Source organism: Nitrosopumilus sp. S4 (genome assembly GCF_054515835.1).
In genome coordinates, this window is record NZ_CM137258.1 from 1,272,824 (window position 1) to 1,291,633 (window position 18,810).

General features: G+C 33.5%; 25 protein-coding genes and 1 tRNA gene. 8 read left to right on the plus strand and 18 right to left on the minus strand.

Features of this window, described 5'->3' with window-relative positions:
• The first annotated feature begins 247 nt into the window (after positions 1-247).
• Together ACX119_RS07505 and ACX119_RS07510 are read left to right on the plus strand one after the other, a co-directional pair.
• Entirely contained in the window at positions 248-685 is a 438-nt protein-coding gene (locus ACX119_RS07505; RefSeq protein WP_459350659.1) for a universal stress protein, read from the plus strand.
• A gap of 68 nt (positions 686-753) precedes the next feature.
• On the plus strand, positions 754-1,410 hold the full coding sequence (locus ACX119_RS07510) for a DNA repair helicase (protein WP_459350660.1): 657 nt from the start codon (positions 754-756) through the stop codon (positions 1,408-1,410).
• Here the strand turns inward: ACX119_RS07510 and endA are convergent.
• Entirely contained in the window at positions 1,407-1,970 is a 564-nt protein-coding gene (gene endA, locus ACX119_RS07515; protein ID WP_459350661.1) for a tRNA-intron lyase, read from the minus strand. The two genes, ACX119_RS07510 and endA, sit on opposite strands and share 4 nt — an antisense overlap.
• Positions 1,971-2,068: 98 nt before the next feature.
• Here endA and ACX119_RS07520 point away from each other — a divergent pair, with 98 nt between their 5' ends.
• A complete protein-coding gene (locus ACX119_RS07520; protein ID WP_459350662.1) occupies positions 2,069-2,578 on the plus strand; it encodes a 50S ribosomal protein L16 in 510 nt (169 codons plus the stop codon).
• Here ACX119_RS07520 and ACX119_RS07525 read toward each other — a convergent pair.
• Complete coding sequence (locus ACX119_RS07525) at positions 2,570-2,833, minus strand: hypothetical protein (protein ID WP_459350663.1); 264 nt, start codon at positions 2,831-2,833, stop codon at positions 2,570-2,572. The genes ACX119_RS07520 and ACX119_RS07525 overlap by 9 nt on opposite strands.
• Before the next feature lie 63 nt (positions 2,834-2,896).
• On the opposite strand from ACX119_RS07525, the gene ACX119_RS07530 reads away from it, so the two are divergent.
• Positions 2,897-2,973, plus strand: a tRNA-Gly gene (locus ACX119_RS07530).
• Between the two features lie 4 nt (positions 2,974-2,977).
• On the opposite strand, the gene ACX119_RS07535 is transcribed toward ACX119_RS07530, so the two are convergent.
• Both ACX119_RS07535 and ACX119_RS07540 read right to left on the minus strand, forming a co-directional pair.
• Positions 2,978-3,406, minus strand: a complete 429-nt coding sequence (locus ACX119_RS07535) for a hypothetical protein (RefSeq protein WP_459350664.1) — start codon at positions 3,404-3,406, stop codon at positions 2,978-2,980.
• Positions 3,399-4,727: a cation:proton antiporter domain-containing protein gene (locus tag ACX119_RS07540; protein WP_459350665.1), complete on the minus strand. Its 1,329-nt coding sequence runs from the start codon at positions 4,725-4,727 to the stop codon at positions 3,399-3,401. The genes ACX119_RS07535 and ACX119_RS07540 overlap by 8 nt, the downstream gene beginning before the upstream one ends.
• 419 nt (positions 4,728-5,146) lie before the next feature.
• On the opposite strand from ACX119_RS07540, the gene ACX119_RS07545 reads away from it, so the two are divergent.
• Positions 5,147-6,649: a chemotaxis protein gene (locus ACX119_RS07545; protein WP_459350666.1), complete on the plus strand. Its 1,503-nt coding sequence runs from the start codon at positions 5,147-5,149 to the stop codon at positions 6,647-6,649.
• Here ACX119_RS07545 and ACX119_RS07550 read toward each other — a convergent pair.
• The 4 genes from ACX119_RS07550 to ACX119_RS07565 are packed head-to-tail and all read right to left on the minus strand — an operon-like array spanning position 6,646 to position 10,909.
• A complete protein-coding gene (locus ACX119_RS07550) occupies positions 6,646-8,712 on the minus strand; it encodes a cellulose synthase family protein (protein ID WP_459350667.1) in 2,067 nt (688 codons plus the stop codon). The two genes, ACX119_RS07545 and ACX119_RS07550, sit on opposite strands and share 4 nt — an antisense overlap.
• 54 nt (positions 8,713-8,766) lie before the next feature.
• Positions 8,767-9,714, minus strand: coding sequence for a 4Fe-4S binding protein (locus ACX119_RS07555; RefSeq protein ID WP_459350668.1), 948 nt, complete (start codon positions 9,712-9,714; stop codon positions 8,767-8,769).
• Positions 9,715-9,750: 36 nt separating this feature from the next.
• On the minus strand, positions 9,751-10,062 hold the full coding sequence (locus ACX119_RS07560; RefSeq protein WP_459350669.1) for a hypothetical protein: 312 nt from the start codon (positions 10,060-10,062) through the stop codon (positions 9,751-9,753).
• A gap of 1 nt (position 10,063) precedes the next feature.
• A complete protein-coding gene (locus ACX119_RS07565; protein WP_459350670.1) occupies positions 10,064-10,909 on the minus strand; it encodes a sulfurtransferase in 846 nt (281 codons plus the stop codon).
• A 90-nt stretch (positions 10,910-10,999) separates the two neighbouring features.
• Here ACX119_RS07565 and ACX119_RS07570 point away from each other — a divergent pair, with 90 nt between their 5' ends.
• Both ACX119_RS07570 and ACX119_RS07575 read left to right on the plus strand, forming a co-directional pair.
• Positions 11,000-11,815 carry an NAD(+)/NADH kinase gene (locus ACX119_RS07570; RefSeq protein WP_459350671.1) on the plus strand — a complete coding sequence of 272 codons (816 nt, stop codon included), beginning with the start codon at positions 11,000-11,002 and terminating at the stop codon, positions 11,813-11,815.
• Positions 11,805-12,311, plus strand: a complete 507-nt coding sequence (locus ACX119_RS07575; protein WP_459350672.1) for an NOB1 family endonuclease — start codon at positions 11,805-11,807, stop codon at positions 12,309-12,311. Before ACX119_RS07570 ends, ACX119_RS07575 begins: the two co-directional genes overlap by 11 nt.
• On the opposite strand, the gene ACX119_RS07580 is transcribed toward ACX119_RS07575, so the two are convergent.
• From ACX119_RS07580 to ACX119_RS07625, 10 genes are read right to left on the minus strand one after another with little or no spacing between them, the layout of a single operon-like run.
• Positions 12,270-13,028 carry a sulfurtransferase gene (locus tag ACX119_RS07580; RefSeq protein ID WP_459350673.1) on the minus strand — a complete coding sequence of 253 codons (759 nt, stop codon included), beginning with the start codon at positions 13,026-13,028 and terminating at the stop codon, positions 12,270-12,272. The genes ACX119_RS07575 and ACX119_RS07580 overlap by 42 nt on opposite strands.
• Before the next feature lie 34 nt (positions 13,029-13,062).
• Positions 13,063-13,749 (minus strand): ERCC4 domain-containing protein, encoded by a 687-nt coding sequence (locus ACX119_RS07585; protein WP_459350674.1) that lies wholly within the window; start codon positions 13,747-13,749, stop codon positions 13,063-13,065.
• A gap of 52 nt (positions 13,750-13,801) precedes the next feature.
• The gene (locus ACX119_RS07590; RefSeq protein WP_459350675.1) at positions 13,802-14,188 is read right to left on the minus strand and encodes a prefoldin subunit beta; all 387 of its coding nucleotides are present in this window, start codon (positions 14,186-14,188) and stop codon (positions 13,802-13,804) included.
• A 23-nt stretch (positions 14,189-14,211) separates the two neighbouring features.
• A complete protein-coding gene (locus tag ACX119_RS07595; RefSeq protein WP_459350676.1) occupies positions 14,212-14,457 on the minus strand; it encodes a KEOPS complex subunit Pcc1 in 246 nt (81 codons plus the stop codon).
• Positions 14,441-14,653, minus strand: a complete 213-nt coding sequence (locus tag ACX119_RS07600) for an eL43 family ribosomal protein (RefSeq protein WP_297591712.1) — start codon at positions 14,651-14,653, stop codon at positions 14,441-14,443. Before ACX119_RS07600 ends, ACX119_RS07595 begins: the two co-directional genes overlap by 17 nt.
• 4 nt (positions 14,654-14,657) lie before the next feature.
• A complete protein-coding gene (gene rrp42 / locus ACX119_RS07605) occupies positions 14,658-15,473 on the minus strand; it encodes an exosome complex protein Rrp42 (protein WP_459350677.1) in 816 nt (271 codons plus the stop codon).
• A 3-nt stretch (positions 15,474-15,476) separates the two neighbouring features.
• Positions 15,477-16,211, minus strand: a complete 735-nt coding sequence (gene rrp41, locus ACX119_RS07610) for an exosome complex exonuclease Rrp41 (protein WP_459350678.1) — start codon at positions 16,209-16,211, stop codon at positions 15,477-15,479.
• The gene (rrp4, locus tag ACX119_RS07615; protein ID WP_297591709.1) at positions 16,211-16,891 is read right to left on the minus strand and encodes an exosome complex RNA-binding protein Rrp4; all 681 of its coding nucleotides are present in this window, start codon (positions 16,889-16,891) and stop codon (positions 16,211-16,213) included. Before rrp4 ends, rrp41 begins: the two co-directional genes overlap by 1 nt.
• Complete coding sequence (locus ACX119_RS07620; protein ID WP_459350679.1) at positions 16,891-17,577, minus strand: ribosome assembly factor SBDS; 687 nt, start codon at positions 17,575-17,577, stop codon at positions 16,891-16,893. The genes rrp4 and ACX119_RS07620 overlap by 1 nt, the downstream gene beginning before the upstream one ends.
• A gap of 57 nt (positions 17,578-17,634) precedes the next feature.
• Positions 17,635-17,820 carry a hypothetical protein gene (locus tag ACX119_RS07625; protein ID WP_459350680.1) on the minus strand — a complete coding sequence of 62 codons (186 nt, stop codon included), beginning with the start codon at positions 17,818-17,820 and terminating at the stop codon, positions 17,635-17,637.
• A gap of 276 nt (positions 17,821-18,096) precedes the next feature.
• Here ACX119_RS07625 and ACX119_RS07630 point away from each other — a divergent pair, with 276 nt between their 5' ends.
• Positions 18,097-18,762 carry a DNA-directed RNA polymerase subunit D gene (locus ACX119_RS07630; protein ID WP_459350681.1) on the plus strand — a complete coding sequence of 222 codons (666 nt, stop codon included), beginning with the start codon at positions 18,097-18,099 and terminating at the stop codon, positions 18,760-18,762.
• Positions 18,763-18,810 lie beyond the last annotated feature (48 nt).

Genomic DNA, 18,810 nt, shown 5'->3' on the forward strand with positions numbered 1-18,810 from the left:
AGTTTTCTATTTATTCTAAAAGATGATTATTAGTTTTGATAATCAATAGTTTATCTTAATTTAAAATTAAAAGGTGACATGTACTCAAAATTTCTATCCATATCTTCTCTATATCGATTACATGGAAAGTTGCATTTTCAGCAATTTTCCTTGAAACACTACATCTGCTGAAATCAAATATATCAATAACAGTATTAACTTTGATTTTTTACATATGTTAATATTTGAAAGTATAACAATTATAGTATTGAAAAATATTCTTGTTCCTCACGATTTTACAGATTATTCAGATTTAGCATTTAGAGAGGCATTAGAAATTTCAAAAAAATTTGATTCAAAAATAACTTTGTTGACCATAATTGGAAACGACACAAATACATCTGGGATGTCATGGTCACGTGCTCAGGAAGTACATGATGAAGTAGAGAGTAAGGCAAGAGATGATTTAAATAAAATAAAAAATTCCAATTTGGGTGAAAATATGTCCATTTTAGTTGAACTTGTTCATAATCCTTCTACTGCAAATGGAATTCTTTCATTTGCTGAAAGTCATAACATAGATTTGATTATTATGGGATCTCATGGCAGATCAGGTTTTAAAAAATTGGTGCTTGGAAGTGTTGCTTTAGAGGTAGTAACAAAATCAAAATGTAAAGTTTTGATAGTTAAACAAATCAAAAAATAGAACCACGTAAGAGCATTTCAAATAATCAAAATTGTTTCTTTAAATAAGAAAATCCTTAACGGTCATTGTTGGGATTAAGAGATATTGAGCTCAAGGAAGAGTATCGTTCTGACATAGACGATATTGTTACAGAGTTTTTCTTTCCTTGTTTGAGTAATTGCATAGAGTATGATAGATGTGTAGATTTTTTATCGATTCAGACTCTGATCACAATTTCAATGGCTTTTGACAATTTTGCTGGAGGTAAGGCAAAAATAAGAATGATCACAGGACATAGATTCAGAACAGAGGATTTGAATCTATTTACAAAACTATTTTCAGAAAAATATACAAAGTCATTTGAAGGAACATTTATCAAAAATACCAAAATCCAAAAACTTCAAGACATTGTAAATAATGGTCAAATAGAATTAAAGATTGCAATTCCCAATTCAGAGCAAGTTGCAAATTCATTCTCAGAGAGAATTGGAATCTTTAGAGATGAGCACGACCATGCAGTGGCATTTACAGGAACATCAAGAGAATCATTTTCCACACAAACAAGAGATTTTGAATCAGTAGATGTCTTTACTTCTTGGAATGATAAATCTCGCGTTGAACGAAAGATGAAAGATTTTGAGGAATTATGGCAGAACAAGACAAAGTATGTAGAAGTTTATGACTTTATGTATGCAGAAGAGAGTAATCTTTTAAAATATTCATCTGAATGGATAATGCAGGATTAGAGGTTAAAGGATTCTTCTAATCGAGCTTTGTTTTCAGGAAAGTTCATTCGGTTAATCTTATAATAAATCACTTCACCACGTCTCTCAATTACTGCAATAATTGGTTCTTTTCCCATTTGAGTAATCTCTTCAATCTTTTTTTGAAGCAAACCAATCTTTTCTTGTTGTCCCTCATTTAATCCAAAGATTAGAAATTTAGCACCCTTTTCACCAAAGTGACCCCTTTCATAGACACGAAAATCAGAACCGAATCCAAATCCGTCTTTTACAACATAGCCACGATTTCGCAAATCACGATAAATCAGAAATTTTGTTAAAATGTCAGAATCGGTTTTTTGACAAATACTCATAAAAGAATCAAAATCAATCTCTTTTTTGTTTTTCTTGAGATTAAGCCTATTTGCATAAAGCAGGTAAAGAGATTCAAATTGTTTCAAATACATTTTATTTTTTTCAATTTCACCATATCCTTTTTGATCTAATTCATGAATCATTTTCTTATCAGATATACAGACTTGATCTGAAATCAATTCACCAGCAACTAGGGGCGTTTCTTCCATATTGATGAGAAAATCAAAGGATTTCCATATAAGCATTGGAGAATACGAATGAGTCTTGTCTAACCGTTAAAATATGGGCATTCTGGTTTGAGGTTATCATGCATGGTGCCAATTACAGAACTGCAACAGGTCAAGTGTTTACAAGAAAAGAGTACATCAAAGGTAAACCTCAGATCAAAATTGCAAAATTTCAAGGTGGAAAAAGAGGAACTTACCAATATTGTGTTCAACTACTCCTAAATGAAAAGATGCAAATCAGACACATGGCAATTGAATCAGCCAGATTGGCAGCAAACAAAACACTAGAGCAAACAACTGGGGAATCAGGATACTATTCAAGACTGAGAATTTATCCACATAACCTTCTAAGAGAAAACAAGCAAATTGCAACTGCTGGTGCAGATAGAGTTTCAGAAGGAATGAGAAGATCATGGGGAAAAGCTGTTAGTTTAGGTGCAAGAGTAAAACAAGGACAATGCATTATGGAATTATACGTAAATGGTGATGCACATTTAGAGGCTGCAAAAAAAGCACTAAAAAGTTCATGTGTAAAATTACCAGGGACCCCAACAATCAAAGTTATTGATTGGAATAAAGAATCACCATAAGTTTTCTAAATCAGATTTCTTGTTTTTAATAAAAACTAAAAATTCTTCAAACTCATCTTTTGTTGGTTCACGATTTAGAATTCTTTTTGTTTGATAGTAAAATGAGTTGTATAATCGTCCAACAATAATTCCCATTGCAAACGATTTCGAATTATCAATATCAGATAGAATCTTGATCAATTGTTTAATCTCATCTTTATTTGAAATGGTATCATGAATTTTTTGTTCAATTTTTTTAAAAAGAATTTCATCCATATCTTATCGTCTTTGAATTAGTTAAAAACAGTTTAATATCCAAATTCAGCCTGTAGGATTGTTGCAGTTATAGTACAGTTTGGTTAATATTCGAGCTTGCCAAGTTCGTGACCCGGGTTCAAATCCCGGTAACTGCACCATTTATCATTGATTTTTTGGGATCAAAGCATTTTGAATTATTTCCAAGGCATCAATTGCTTTTTCTGGGCGAGGCAGTTGAATCATAAAGACATTGTCTTTGCCATATTGAGACTTTGGAGATGACAAGGCAAGCATTGAAGTTTTTGCAAGTATTTTAAAAAATTCAAGATCTTTATTTGCATTAACTAGATACTTTTCAACAATATTTCCAGTTGAAAATGTCAATACAATCTCAACAAAAACATTTCCCAATCCATCCTGTAAAATATTTAAATCAGTATTAATTGCAAGTGATTTTCCAGCAACTTTTGATAACATTGCATCATATTTGTTTTCTTCAATTACAATACATGGGATTTCTTTTCCATCAAAATCAAAAGTAGTGATTCCATCATGGACTTGCTCAAGCAATCTCTTTAATTCATCAGACATTTTTTTTATCATCCACTAGTGGTATAATTTTATCTCCAGCCTTTATCAAAAAGGGAGAAATAAATGCAGTAATTATAGAAATAATCCCTATCAGTGGGAACAAAAATGCACTTACTGCACCAATATCCACACCAGCTTTTACTATTACAATAGAGAATTCACCTCTAGGTGCAGCTAATGTAAACGCAGAACGAATAGATTTTACTCTTTTTTGCCTAAACAGAATATTTCCAATCATATTTCCTCCAAATTTCATTCCAGTTGCAACTGCAATCAAAATTATAGCTATTACAATATAATCCCCAATATGTGAAACATCCATTAGAGCACCTACGGAGATAAAGAAAATTGCCACAAACATGTCTTTAATTGGACTAGAAAGAAGTTTTGCAACTTCAGCTGATTTTGATTCAGCAACTAATACACCTGCTAAAAATGCTCCAATTGCAACAGACAATCCAACTATGTTAGCAAATAGGGCATACCCAAAACATACTCCTAGAACACTAAGAAGTAAAATTTCTCTATGCTCAGCAGCAGCTACTCTATCAATAAGAGGTGGAATTACACGTGTGCCAACGGTAAATGTGCCAACAATAAGACCAGTTGCCACCAATACAACAACGACGACGGATTCAATTGATACAGTTCCAACTAGTGCAATAGATTGTAATGATGATATCAAAATTACAGCAATTACGTCTTCAACAATCAATATTCCCAAAACTAGAATGGATGATTCTTTTCTTATTCTTCCCATCTCTTCTAAAATTTTAACAATTATTGCAGTACTTGAAATGGATAATGCTGCTGCAATGAATAATGAATCCATAAAATTTAATCCAAGCGCAATTGCAGTATAAAATATAACTGCTAATGTAGAAAATAATCCAATAGTTCCAACACCTATTGCAACTCTACCAATATTTCGAATTTTTGCATAAGGAAATTCAATTCCTATTACAAAAAGAAGTAGGATAACACCAATCTCTGAAAAAAGATTCAGTGCAGAGATATCAGATAAAATTCCAACCCCTTCCAATACATCACTAGAAGGTCCACCTTCAGGTAAGATCCAAGACCACAATGGAGATAGAGGTCCAATAAGCATTCCTGCAAAAAGATATCCAATTATCAAAGGTTGTTTAATTTTAAAAAACGCAAGAGTTACTACTGCACCAATAATCATGATAAATGCCAAATCAGTAACAAAACTAGTGTGAGGAAGTTCTGGAGTGATCTGCTCAATTAAACTAGTTACAGTATTGTTAAGAGAACTTTGAATATTACCAGAATCTAGTTGAAGAGAAATGTTATTCATGCTATCAATTAACAAATTTCTTTAAAAATGATTATTAAAAATCAAGATATTAAAAATAAAATTAAAAAATACAGGCTCAACATATTCAAGAATCTTTAACGTCTTTATGCCAAGATAAAATACTGTCTGTGTAGAATGATGATTAGGTCAACTGAATAAAATGTAGAGATATGACCTGGGGTATCTGACTGCATAACTGGTAACGATGTAATTACCCGAGTATTAATAGTACGGTACCATACCGTACTATATGATTCAATGTGAATATTGTACACAGGGGTTTATCGAGACGGCTAACGGGTTAGCTGAGAAGACCTTTCATGAGTTACTTCATGCACCAGAAGTTGTAAACAAGTAACTCTTTACATTTTTTATTTTAGACCTAACTTTTTTATCATCAATTTTATAATTTAACTTACATGGCTACAAAATCACAGAAAAAAACTACAAAAACTCCAAAGAGAGAACCTACCCCTTCAGCCATACTCAAAAAAGTAGCATCAGTATCAGACTCCAACAAAGCATTACAAAAGGAAATCAAGGTAATGACAAAAATTTTTGGAGATAATCAAAAAGTTCTCGTATCCATGAAAGGAATGATTGATACTTTAGCATCAACACTTGAACATATTCAAAAGCAATCAAAACAAATCAACATTATTGAAGATGACACGCAAAAACTCTATGCAGGTCTTAATCAAGTTAGAAATCAAACTAATCTAGTTACCAAAATAAATGATCAAACTACAAAGCTACAAGAAGAGATTAACAGAATTTCAGAATTACAGAAATCATCAAAATCTCAAGAATTATCAGAACAAGTTGAAGAGAGTATGAATTCTATTAAGAATAACTCTCAAATGATAATTAAAATTGCACAAAGAATTGATGAAGTAAGAGATGATCTCAGAAAAGTTTCTGGTAAAACAGAATCCTTTAAAGATATTGGTTCTGAAATAGAGAAGCTAAAAAATAGTATCGAGGAAATCTCAGGAAAAACAGCACAATTAGATACTGGAAATAAGATTATTGAAAGTCTCAAACAAGAATTTGAAAAGATTACAGAAGGGGTAATGTCAACATCAAATCTTAATGCAGAACTTGAGGCAATCAAAGTAACTATTGATGCAATTTCTGCCAAAGCCTCAAAGATGGATTCTCTTGGTGGAGTTATTGATGGTCTAAAACAACAATTTGAAACAGTATCAGCTAAAGCAAATTCCATTGATAATCTAAGTTTAGAATCAATCAAGGAATTAGGAGGAAAAATAGATAAAATTGAGACTGAGATAGGCTCACTTGCTAAAAGAGCAGACTCAACAGCATTTGTTGGAGAAGGTCTAAAATCAGTTCAGGAGGATTTCTCCAGTTTCAAAGCAAATGTATTTGATAAAACAAACAGTATTGAACAAAAAATAGCCTCTGTGTCAGATGTTCTAAAAAGGCAAGATGCTTCAACTGCTGAATTTCATAAAAAGTCTGAGAAATTATTTGAAGAGATGCAATCAGTCAAAAATTTTACTAGCAAGTCATCAAGTGATTCTTCTAAAGAGATGATGGCTTTGTTAAAACTATCAGAGTATCAATCAAACATTAGAATGAATGCAGAATCAAAATATGGTGATACAAAAGATCTAGAAAATATGGCATCACAGACATCAGATATTGTTAATTTGTTTGATAGAATTTCAATAGAGTCAGGTGAAAAAATTCCTTTACCACATGAAGTAAGACAATGGGCAGTTGGAAAAATATTAGACTGTGCAGACAAGTGGGAGATTAGATTTAGCGATGTATATTCAATATTAACAAATGCAATTGGTAGAGACATGTTAAAAGAATCTGTAAGAATTCAACAAATTAGAGACATCTACGGTATTAGAGCTGTAGATGAGATTAGAAAAGATTTGAATATTTCTTAGACGCCAGTTTCATCTGCAAGTTTAAGTTGCTCTTTCTTTCTCTTAAGAGCTGCAAATATTCCTAATATTCCTGCAATCCAAATTGTTCCAAACATAATGTTTGCAACACTGACATACATGTATGGGGTTGCATCCATAATATTGGTTCTCAACAGCAAGGCCCTATCATTAAGATCAAGCATCCCTGTATGATATGCTGAACTATCCTTTGGTACGGTTGAAATTTTATCAATGCTTGCAATCATTGTGTTTACATCATTTTGTATTCTAAGCAAATTTGTAGATTCAGTAGCAAATATCCAAACAGGGTTTTTAGAAATTACTTCACCATTGGCATCAGTTATCTCAGGTACTTTTTCCATGACTATTGCCAAATCAGTTTGAATTGCTAAAAGATGGTTACGGATTGCAGTAGGATCTGAAGAACCAACAATTCCATCAAGATGACCACGAATTCTATCAAGGGGATAGATATCAGTATTGTATCCATTAATTGCCATAAAGCCTCCAAAAATAATTATTGCAACAATTCCAATCATGGAAAGTTTGTAAACAGTATTTGCCATTTTTTCCTTCTTAGTTTTTGGTACAGGATTACTTGATTTATTTCTTTTAAATCGCGTATGAGATAGACTCATGTAAGCAATATAGAAGAATCCAATGGTTTGAAGACCAATAATTGGAGCAAATATAGGATTATTTGAAAAAATTGAGATGAAAATTCCCAAAACACCATAAACACCAAAGAAAATCTCAAGTAATGTTACCTGTGAGAAGGGTAAATTGTATGCATTATCTTTCCAGTCATCTTTTGTCTTTAGGACACCATATTTTGGAGTTCTAAGAAATTCATTCTTTTTTCCCAGAACTGCATCAAATACTGCTACGGTGTTGTTTACAGACATTCCAGCATTATAGACTAGCAATGCAGGAAGAATCTTTGCTTTTGATTTCCAGGATTTGTGATACATACTTTGAATAATCATTATGTATGCCCCAGGTCCCATTGCAAGATATGTTGCAATAGTTAATGCAGGAAGAAAGCTAATCACATAAAGATTAACGTTTCCGGCTAACAATATAGGCAATGCCAAAAATTGTATTAGCATTAATGGGTATACGATGTGTCTAGTTAATTGAATAAATGCTTGAATTTTAGCCTCTATTGCAACTTTACGTTTTAGAGCAATATCAGTTAGTAGTTTAATTGCACATTGAATAGAACCTTTAGCCCAACGAAACTGTTGTCTTTTTGCTGCATTCATCTGAACAGGTAATTCAGCATCAACTACAATGTCAGGTAGAAAGACACACTTCCATCCCTTCATTTGTGCTCTATAACTAAGATCTAAATCCTCTACAAGTGTTGCAGTATGCCAACCTCCGGCATCTTCAATACAACTACGCTTCCAGATACCTGCAGTACCATTAAAATTCATAAACAAATGAGAATTACTTTTTGCCTTTTGCTCTATGAGAAAGTGAAAATCAAGTGATAGTGCTTGTGCTTGAGTGATTGCAGAATAGTTTTCATTGACGTGACCCCATCTACATTGTACAAGTCCAATATTTGGTTTTGAAAAGTGAGGAATTGCTCTTTTAAGAAACCAAGAAGGGGGAATAAAATCAGCATCAAAGATAGCAACAAGTTCAGTATCAGTACTTTGCATTGCATGTTTTAGGGCACCTGCTTTGTACCCATTTCTTGTACCTCTACGTACATGCTCAATGCAAAATCCTTTTTTCTTGTAATCATCAACTACATCTCTAAGTAATTCCACAGTATCATCGTCAGAATCATCTAAAACCATAATCCTCATTTTATCTTGAGGGTAATCCAAATGACAAACAGAATCCACAAGTCTTTTTGCAACATACTTTTCATTGTATATTGGAAGTTGAATTGTTATGGATGGTGTTCCCCAATCAGTTGGAGATAAAACATCTTTTCTTTTTCTTGATAAAAATGCCAGATAGTAAAAATTGCAAGTATATGCTGTGATAATAATAGCGGATAAAATGAATAGATCAAAGATCAATTGTGTGAAAGGGTTGATTGCCATGTCCCTAGTCTCACTGAATTACTAATCGCTATTTATACTTGCAAAAATTTTAATTTATTTTTGTTCAAAGATCTTGATTGCCTGAGGAGGACATACACCCTCACATGCAAGACAGAAGATACAATCAGGTTCTTTTGACATTAATGGTTTCTTCTCTGATGCAGGATTGCCAGGAGTGTCAAACCATTCATACACACCAACAGGACATGCTTCAATGCATCCTCCATCTGCAATACAAATATCATAATCTACAGAAACAAATTCTCCCCACACACCAAGTATAGCGTTACTGGTTCCTCTTCTACCCCATGTTTTGATTGTGTGCTCTGGTGCTTCATATACGGCTGATGGTTTCATTTTTGATTTGAATTCAACGTCAATTGGTCCAGGCTTTGCACCATCTGGAATTTCAATTTCGCTGTCATCTTCTTCAATCTCATCTTCATTTGCTTCAACTGGTTTTGGTTTTGCGCCAAGAACAATTTTTGCAAGAGGGGTTAGTTCTTCGAGCTTTTGAATAGCTGCAACTTCTGAAATTTTCTCAGATTTTACAAAGTAAGAGATCATTTTATCGGCTAGGATTGTGTTTCTAAGAATAGTATCAATAACCATTTTTGCAAAATGGTCTGCCTTTTTTCTATAATCCTTAACCCAATTTGGATCTCCAAATTTTTCAATAGGAAATATTTGATAAATAATATCTACGACTTCACCAGAAACAATTTCAACGGTTACAGATAATTCAACTTCTTCGTATCCTTTTGCATCAGGATCATCCATGTTTTGTTCTTTCCAGCGGTATGTTGCAAAAATTCTATCTGCATACATGTCCATTTCAAATGCCTTTTTGAGTCCATCATGAACAGATTTTAGTTCAACAGGATCTTCTAGTTTTATTGGTAATCTGTAAAGTCCAAGTTTGAAACCATGTAATGGATAAACGCCACGTTTAGCTGTTGGAGCCTCCATTGACCAAACTCGATCTTTGAGAAGTAAGGACATTTGATTTTAATGAATTGATTTTATTTAAAAAGGTTATCAGTCATCATCGTCAGGACATGTTAGTTCTCGTAGCTTGGTATATTTTTGTTCCATATCTTCTGCGTGAACCATTACTTTAGATAGATTAAAAGACGTTTTTGGAAAATACCAACGAATTACCACCCAGTGTCCAATTCCATCCATATCATGAATCATTCCCTTATCTGCCATTACGTTAGTTTTTTCATCAATGGATGTTTCTTTAATTTCAAGACCACGTTTTGTCTTGTCTTCTAAAATTAGATCATCTTCCCCGTCTTTTACAAAATAAAAAGATCCTTTCTCTAATACAGGAAGGTCTAATAGCAATTTATTTTTCCACTGGATTTCCTATCATATTTCCCCATTCAGTCCAAGAACCATCATAGTTTCGAACCTTTGGGTATCCAAGTAAATATTTTAGAACAAACCAACTATGAGAAGATCTTTCTCCAATTCTACAATAACAAATTACATCTTTGTCTGGTGTCACACCCTTTGGTTCATAATTTTGTCTTAGTTCTTCAACTGCTTTGAATGTTCCATCAGCATCATTAACAGCAGTTGCCCATGGGATATTATTTGCATGTGGAATATGTCCACCACGTTGTGCGTGTTCCATGGGATATTCTGGAGGAGCAGTAATTTGCCCAGAAAATTCTGCAGGAGATCTTACATCAACCATTACTGTATCTTCTTTTCCTAATGCTCTACTAACATCAAATAGATATGCACGAAGTCCCTCATCAGGAGGTTGTGCAGAATATGTTGTTGGAGTTACTTGGGGCTCATCAGTTGTATAATCCCTATTTTCTAATTCCCATTTTTTTCTTCCACCATTCATTATTTTGAGATTTTCATGTCCATAGTATTTGAAAACCCAAAAAACAAATGCTGCAAACCAATTGTTAAAATCACCATAAAGTATTACTTCAGAATCAGTAGAGATTCCATTTTTTGCCATTAGTGCTTCAAACTGTTTTTTACCAATAATATCTCGAGTTACAGGATCATTAATGTCACGTTTCCACCAAATCAGGGTGGCACCATTAATGTGACCTTTTTGATAACCATTTACAGGATCATAATCGACTTCAACAAGTTTTCTTTTTGCATCAGGTGGATTTTTTGAAACCCATTCTGTATCAACTAATACTTCAGGATGTGCGTAAGTCATGATTTTTACGGATATGCTTTCATACTTAATTGTTTTTCCAGGACTAATTAAAAATATCATTTTTATGTAAATAGGATTCAGAAGAACTGCTTGAAACTTCAGAAAGTTGCAGTGGTAAGTAAGGTAGGATCTAAGGATTCAGAGAAGGCAGCTAAAGAAGTTTCCAAAAAACTATTGGCTAAAAAATCTACAGTCTATACAATTTCACCGATAGAAGTTGAGGGTACAAAACAGATGGAGACCCTAGAAGATTTGAAAAAAATAAAGTTAGATCTAGTCATTACATTAGGGGGAGATGGAACAACACTTCGAGTATTTAGAAATCTCCAAAATGAGACACCCATTCTAACTATTAATGTTGGAGGAAACAGAGGCATATTATCTGAGATAACATTTGAAGAAATTGATAATGCCCTAAATCAAATTGAAAAGGGCAAATTTTTCTTGGATAAAAGAACACGAGTTACTGCAACCTGTGGAGGAAAGGAATTTCCACCGGCATTAAATGAGATTTACATTAGTAGAGCAAATCTTACAAAAACAGCAGAAATTGAGATCAAATTTCAAAATGATACTGTAAAGCAGAAAATGGATGGTGTAATTATTGCAACACCTAGTGGGTCTACAGGGCATTCATTTTCACTTGGAGGTCCAATTTTGCATGAGAGTTTAGATGTGTTAATTATAACTCCAGTTGCGCCAGTATACAGATTAGAATCAATTGTTGTCCCAGATGAAAAGATAGAGATCATTTCTTCACATGATTGCAACATTGTGATGGATGCACAAGTTGTTAAGACAGCTGGGTTTGAAGAACCAATAATAATTAAAAAATATAATAAACCAGCAGTCTTTGTTAGATTGAAGAAACGAGGACTAAGACAGATGAGCAAACTTGGATTTTAGAATTTTAGATGCCAGTGCATTTTATGCAGGCGTACCATTTGGATCAGATAGTGATTGTTATACAACTTCACTAGTGTATGATGAAATTAAACACATAAAGAAAAACCAGGATGCTTTAGGAACTTTGTTAGAAACTAATAGGCTAAAAATTAGAGAGCCTAGTAAAGAGTCTACAGATGCTGCAATAAAGGCTTCTAAAGATACGGGTGATTTTCAACAGTTAACAAAACAAGATATCTCAATAATTGCACTAGGTATTGAAACAAGGGGGGAGATAATTAGTGATGATTTTGCAATTTCAAATGTTGGTAGAAATTTGGGATTAAAAATTTCCCCAATAATGACTAGTGGGATTGAGGCTGTAGGAGTTTGGGTTCATTATTGTCCAGGATGCAGAACAAATCACTCAAAAGGAAAAGAATGTCCAATGTGCGGAACTACTCTAAAAAGAAAATTACTCAAGGGGAAATCTCTTTCCGTTCCACTCAACGAATGAGCCATCAAAGAGTTTAACATTTTCAAATCCAGTAATTTTTAATTGTAACAATAAACTCGAGGCACGATGACCATGCATGCAATAACAAACAATCTCTTTATCATAAGATACATTGTTTTGAGTGAATAATTCATTGAGGGACTCTTTATCACGAAAAAGTTTTCCATCATATCCAATTCCTTCGGTAAATGGAATCAGTTTTGCATTTGGAAGGTGTCCTCCCATAAATTCTTGAGGGCTTCGAGCGTCTAAAATTTCAAAAGAATTCAAATTATCTTTTAAAAAATCTACTTCAACTCGAAGTTTAGAATTTTTTTTAATTGTAAAGAGAGTGGGAGTTGGAGTGATAATCTGTTTTGTTAACTCGAAACCATATTTTTGTAAATCAGAGTAATTAGCATCAAGTAAGAATGTTTTGTCATGTCCAAAATACATCAAAGTCCATGCAATTCTTGCAGCGGATGGATCCATTGAATCACCAACTAGCACTACAGTTTTTGTTTCATTAATTCCCAAACTACTAAACAATGAAATTATTTTATCATCTTCTGCAACTAGATTAGAACCAAATTGATCAAATTGAATCACATTCTCAATAGATAGAGATTGTGCTTTTGGAAGATGACCATAAAGATACATTGTTTTTGGACGTGTATCTAATAACACAAGATTAGGATCATCAATATTTTTTTTGAGCCAATCAACTGTTACTAACATAGAAAAACCATTTTTACCAATTTAATTAATCATATCATGTATCAGATAATGTGGTTTGATTTGATTCTTTGAGATGTTTACTAGTAGTATCAAGCATTTTTTTGATTTTTTTTGCTCTTGCTTCACCTAGTCCTTCAACTTTTCCTAGTTCTGCAGTTGTTGCAGTGAAAACCTTTAGAGGTGTTCCAAATTTTTCAAGCATGCGAACTGCAAATTTTTCTCCAATCCCAGGCAGGCTACATAGTGATGATAATTGTTGGCGTTCTAGATCTGATGATTTTTTAATTTTTTTCAGATAAGGTCCCTTTGGTGAGTCTTTTCTAGAACACATCGATACAAGTAATTTTGCAGTATGTGTTGCACTAGGTGTAGGAATAACTGGAATTTTAAAATCAAGTACTACAGTGGAAATGGCACCATAGAAAATTAGAGGATTATCTGTAATTTCCTCAATTTCATCAACATTTCCTTCCATAAGAACAACTGGATTTTCAAAATGTTCCTTTAATCTTGAGCATTGATCAAAAAGACGTCCATCAAAAACAGACGCCATAAGATCACGAATGCTTTTTCTCTCAACTACTGTTTCAGGGGCAACAATGTAATCTCCAATAGGAAGGGTTTTCATTTCAATGTTTAATCCAACAGATTTTAAGAGTTCAGGAATTCCACTTTTTTTTTCTCGCTCATCAACAACTATTCTAAGATTCTCTAATTTCACAAATAATAGATGTAAAGAATTGTTAATATCTTATTTGAAATTAGATTTTTGGTTATTTTCTAGGATTATCTTCTGTAGGAGGACTTTTTGCTCCGGATTTCATCATTTCAGTGATTTTGGTTTCTTGTTCCTTTAGTGTTTCTTTTACACGAATTTCTTGTTTTTCTAAAACAGTACCACGTGTCTTTGCCATCTCAAATTTTTCTTCCAATTCATTAATCAGTTCTTGTTTTGTGGATTTGATCAAAACAGTTCCTGCTTGCTTGAAAACATTATCACCATCTACAACTTTTTTTAATTCTTCAAGTGCTTTTTGAGTTTCAGCTTTTTCCATCTCCAAATGTTGTTTTTGAGTCATTATTGATTGAAGGTTTTGTTGGGATTGTTGTAGCTTCATTAGTTGTTCTTGAAGCCATGGAGGCATTTGTGGTGATGACATGTTTACTCAGAAAATTTATTTCATTATATCTTTACCGATTCTATAGAATCATAGCTTGCTTGAATCAACCTAAGTGTTGAATTAAGATTTGCTCTCAAATGGGGCAGGTGTTCAGATTCTACTGAAATTTCAATTTTATCGCTTAATTTGATTTTAGTCTGTACTGGGTTTTCGGGGTAAAAATCATTATCAGTGTTTACAGAATCAAAAATAGCCTTAGTTTTGTCTTTAGCATCAATTGTAATTTTTGCACTAAAGTTTAATGTCATATGCAGTTCCAGCTACCTTAAAGCTGCATTTTTTGCAAGACCAAATTCCTACAGCATCTCTACCAAAGGTTTTAGAGCCACATTCAGGACAAGTTCTTTTTTCTTTTAGTTGTAAGTGAATTTTAGTATATTGTTTTCTAAGTTTAATTCCATATCTTGCACCTAAACCTTTGAGTGATTTTTTTGCTTTTGCCATTTTATTATCCTGCCTTTGATGCTTCTTTTAATTTTTCTCTTATTTTTGCACCTACACGAACAGAAATCTCACCACATTTGACAATTTCATCTAGTGTGAATCCATCACTTCCACCTTTTTGTAAAGCACAAATATTTCCATCAGAATCAGTAGTAATTGTAACTCTAGAATCCATACTATCCCATTCATCTCCATTTGGATCAACTACAATATGATTTCCAATTTTACCCATTGTAACAGATACTGGAATTGTTGATATTGGAACTGGTTGATCCTCACCTTCTACCAATGTTGGAACATCATCTACCATGTTCCATTTAGGAGATTTTGAAGATAGTAAAGCAGCAGTAGCAGCATAAGAGCATGCATCAAAGAGATTACCATCATAATCAACTACAACATTATCTGCAAATACCCCAACAACTGATTTGTTTTTCTCAATTACTAATTGTGATACATCTATCATATGACTTTCTCTAATTCCCCTATCAACAACTCGTGCCAATTCAATTACATCAGGTCCAGGTGGACCTGTTTCAACAGTAGGATGTGAAAGAGGCAATAACTCTGCAGTACAAATGAAAATTCCTTTGTCACCCATATCTGGGAAAGGTCTATCCGGTTGAATTTTTACACCACAGATGACTTCAGTTTCTCCCAATCTTACTCGTGCAGAGCCGTTTGCTTTTGGAATTGCATTAATTTCAACATGAAGTTCTCTTGGTTCATCTAGCGCTCGTCCATCAACTCTTTTTCCTTGTTCTAGTAATTCAAGGATTTGTGTTTTTTTTAGTTCATCAATAACAGAAGTAGAAGTCATTTTTTAGTCTCCTCCGTTTCCAAAGTATTTGTCTTGTAGTGCTTTCTTTTGTAAATCATAAACGATTTTACATCCTTCAACTCCAACTTCAACACATTTCTTGTATTCTTCAGGAGTTAATACACCATCTAATTGTAATAGTGTAATTTTTTCAAGATTTGGCATATATCCAATTGGCATATCTGCTTGACCTGCTTGGTCTTCTTCATTATTAACATCAAGGATTACGGTATCAGCAACTTTACCTGCAGCTATTGCGGCTACCATATCCCTCATTGGGATTCCAGCATCAGCTAGTGCAACAGAGGCTGCGGTAAGTGCTGCACATCTTGTTCCACCATCAGCTTGCAATACTTCAATAAATACATCTACTGCAGTTCTTGGGAATTTATCCAACATTACTGCAGGCTCTAATGCTTCTTTGATTACTTTGGAAATTTCAATTTCTCTTCTTGATGGTGCAGGGTTTTTTCTTTCACCAACAGAGAAGGGTTCCATATGATATCTAACTCTTAAAATTCCTGTATCAGTATTTGACATGTGTTTTGGATGAACGTCTCTTGGTCCAAAAACACCAACTAAAATTTTATTATCACCAAATTCAATATAGGCAGAACCATCAGCATTCTTTAGTCCACCAGCTCTGATCATTATTCGTCGTGGTTCATCGACTTTTCTTCCATCACAACGAATACCATTTTCGTCCAATAGGATCATTGTTGCGTCTCTTCCGCCCATTATGATTCACCTTTTGATTCTAACATTTCTTTCACTTGATCAGTCAAATTTGCAACATGTGCTTTCTCATCGACCATTTGGATTGCCTTTTTAGCCTTTAATAATCCCTCGGGCGTTTCACATGCAACTACTACCCATCCATTTTGGCCAATGGTAATTGCAGCATTAGTTGCCATTTCAATAGTTTGAATCATAGTACCTCTTTTACCAATTAAACGTGGAACTTTGCTTGGAGAGATTTTTACCAAGTCTCCAGAGTCTATTTTACCTAAATCTCTATCAGATATTGTTACAAGTGGATCTCTTGTTCTATCAAAATTTGCGATTCTTGCTGCTACAAGATCTCCAGATTTTAGTTTTGATGTAAGTTCATCAGCATGAGCAGAGAAATCTCGTCCAAAAACATCTTGTGCTGGCAAAAATCCCACATAGCAGGAATTGATGTCTAATTCCCAAGACAAAGAAGTGTGAGAAATTACTTTACCAATTACAAGATCATTGATTTTAGGGATATATTTTCCAGTTAATGGAATTACCTTAACTGAGTCATCATAAATTTCAGAAATACCAATAGTTGTAGAAATTATCTTGTTTCCTTCAAGAATCACATTTTGCTCAGGTCTGAAAGGGCCTGTAGTAACAACATCACCAGGGATTACGTATTTTCTTTTATTATCCATTATTTCATTACCTCAACTGTAGCAGAGCCTTTAGTTATAGAGCCTAATCTGTCTATCACGTTTGGCCTTGCTGCAGCGGGTATTTCAAGTATTGCTTTTAGAGAACCATTATTTTGCCATTCTTCTTTTTTCAGAGAACCTACTGATTTTAAAACGGCATATGATTGAGATGCATATTGTGCAGGAATTATTATTTCCAAATTCAGATTCTCAGATTTTAGAGCAATAATAGAACGTAATTTTTCAACTATCTCTTTTACTTGATCATCGACACTTTTGTGCGGATCAATTGAAACTCGTGCATCTTTCATTGCTTGCTCCACCCTTAATGGAGGATGAGGTAAATGAGTTCTAGGATCTACGTAGGTTTTTGCAATAAATGTCACAATCTGTTTTCGTTTATCTTCGATCATTTTTCGTCTTTGATCAGTTGTAAGATTTAGCTCTCCCTTCTGAAGAATGATCTCAGCAATTTGGGTTTGATCTTCAGTTTTGAATGCCTTTAGTAATTTTTCACTTGAAGGTCTTGTTCCTTTTCCTGAATCAGTGTAAATCTCATCGGAAATCAAAACAGATGAAATGTCTTTTTTCTTTCCAAGTTTGTAATCCAATGCAGGATCTGGTTTTACCATAATTTCAAATTTTTCTCCTTCATAGGAGTATCTTACCACTGTAACATCGGCCATTTCTAAAAGATGTATGTGGATTTGCTATTTATCTGTACTAAACATACCATGTTCAAATCAATCACAATCCTTAGTATGTGAAAATAATTTACTGTTTTCTATCTTTCTTCGATTTCTATAAGTTATCAGGTGATATCGAATTATATTTTTGAGTTTCTCCTCAACAGATAGTTCCTCTTCGACACAAATGGATAGAAAATCAAGATAATCCTTCTCCTTCACATCAATCTCTACTTTTCTCAATTTAGCACCTGAATCCTAATTTTACTTTCATCCCTTGAGATTAGTTTGGCATGAATTACACAAAATCTCATGATCTGCTTACAGTAGGGTTTTTGATTTCCATTCTCAAAGTGGTAAAACATAACTTGTGTAAAGGCCTGTATCACATCCAAGCATATTGCAAATCAAGATTATTTACTAGGAAACATTAAGGCTAAATGGCTAGATTATAGTAAAAATCGATTTAATGATAAATGGGAGAAATAATACCAAGTCCAAAACTAGCTAGATTTTTATGTGGACTTTGAAGATTTTCTTCAAGATTTGTCATCCTTAGAAGTAATTAGCAAAGATAATCAAAAAATAGCTGTAAAGCTAAAAGGAGTGCCATTACAGTATGCTAATGCGCTAAGAAGAGTTTGTCTAAACGGAGTTCCAGTATTTGCAATTGATACGGTAGACATTATAGAAAATTCATCAGTATTGCCAGATGAAGGATTGGCACATAGATTAGGTTTAATTCCATTAAAAACAGACTTGGTAAGATTTAATGAGCCATCAAAGTGTGAATGTCAAAGTGAAACAGGATGCTCAAATTGCAAAGTCATGTTAGTATTAGATTCTGGGGATTCAGATGTAACAAGAAGTGTCCTATCAAATGAGTTATCCTCTGAAGATGACTCAATAAAGCCAACATCAGATAAAATTCCAATAGTACAACTAGCACCAGGTCAAAGAATCAAAGTGGAATGTTATGCCAGACTAGGAAGAGGTACAGAACATGCAAAATGGAATTCTGCTAATGTGTCAGTACTTACAGAAACAGACAAAGAAGATGAAAGGGTTCTCACAGTAGAATCAACAGGAGCACTCAACCCTGAGCAAATTATAATTTCAGGAGTAGATGAGGTAAGTAACAGATTATCAGAATTCAAAGAAATGATAAGTAAAATAGAAGCATAATCTAAGCATAGACATTATATTTGGGTTTTAAACCGCATTATTCACATG

Excerpts from the sequence above, each read along its gene's own strand:
- ACX119_RS07600 (WP_297591712.1), bottom strand. The coding sequence starts at position 14,653 with ATGGCAAAAGCAAAAAAATCACTCAAAGGTTTAGGTGCAAGATATGGA.
- ACX119_RS07620 (WP_459350679.1), bottom strand. The coding sequence starts at position 17,577 with ATGGCCGATGTTACAGTGGTAAGATACTCCTATGAAGGAGAAAAATTT.
- ACX119_RS07525 (WP_459350663.1), bottom strand. The coding sequence starts at position 2,833 with ATGGATGAAATTCTTTTTAAAAAAATTGAACAAAAAATTCATGATACC.
- ACX119_RS07550 (WP_459350667.1), bottom strand. The coding sequence starts at position 8,712 with ATGGCAATCAACCCTTTCACACAATTGATCTTTGATCTATTCATTTTA.
- rrp41 (WP_459350678.1), bottom strand. The coding sequence starts at position 16,211 with ATGGGCGGAAGAGACGCAACAATGATCCTATTGGACGAAAATGGTATT.
- ACX119_RS07520 (WP_459350662.1), top strand. The coding sequence starts at position 2,069 with ATGCATGGTGCCAATTACAGAACTGCAACAGGTCAAGTGTTTACAAGA.
- ACX119_RS07545 (WP_459350666.1), top strand. The coding sequence starts at position 5,147 with ATGGCTACAAAATCACAGAAAAAAACTACAAAAACTCCAAAGAGAGAA.
- ACX119_RS07580 (WP_459350673.1), bottom strand. The coding sequence starts at position 13,028 with ATGTTAGTAACAGTTGATTGGCTCAAAAAAAATATTGATGATCCTAAT.
- rrp4 (WP_297591709.1), bottom strand. The coding sequence starts at position 16,891 with ATGGATAATAAAAGAAAATACGTAATCCCTGGTGATGTTGTTACTACA.
- ACX119_RS07555 (WP_459350668.1), bottom strand. The coding sequence starts at position 9,714 with ATGTCCTTACTTCTCAAAGATCGAGTTTGGTCAATGGAGGCTCCAACA.
- rrp42 (WP_459350677.1), bottom strand. The coding sequence starts at position 15,473 with ATGACTTCTACTTCTGTTATTGATGAACTAAAAAAAACACAAATCCTT.
- ACX119_RS07540 (WP_459350665.1), bottom strand. The coding sequence starts at position 4,727 with ATGAATAACATTTCTCTTCAACTAGATTCTGGTAATATTCAAAGTTCT.
- ACX119_RS07595 (WP_459350676.1), bottom strand. The coding sequence starts at position 14,457 with ATGACATTAAACTTTAGTGCAAAAATTACAATTGATGCTAAAGACAAA.
- endA (WP_459350661.1), bottom strand. The coding sequence starts at position 1,970 with ATGGAAGAAACGCCCCTAGTTGCTGGTGAATTGATTTCAGATCAAGTC.
- ACX119_RS07565 (WP_459350670.1), bottom strand. The coding sequence starts at position 10,909 with ATGACTTACGCACATCCTGAAGTATTAGTTGATACAGAATGGGTTTCA.
- ACX119_RS07535 (WP_459350664.1), bottom strand. The coding sequence starts at position 3,406 with ATGTCTGATGAATTAAAGAGATTGCTTGAGCAAGTCCATGATGGAATC.
- ACX119_RS07590 (WP_459350675.1), bottom strand. The coding sequence starts at position 14,188 with ATGTCATCACCACAAATGCCTCCATGGCTTCAAGAACAACTAATGAAG.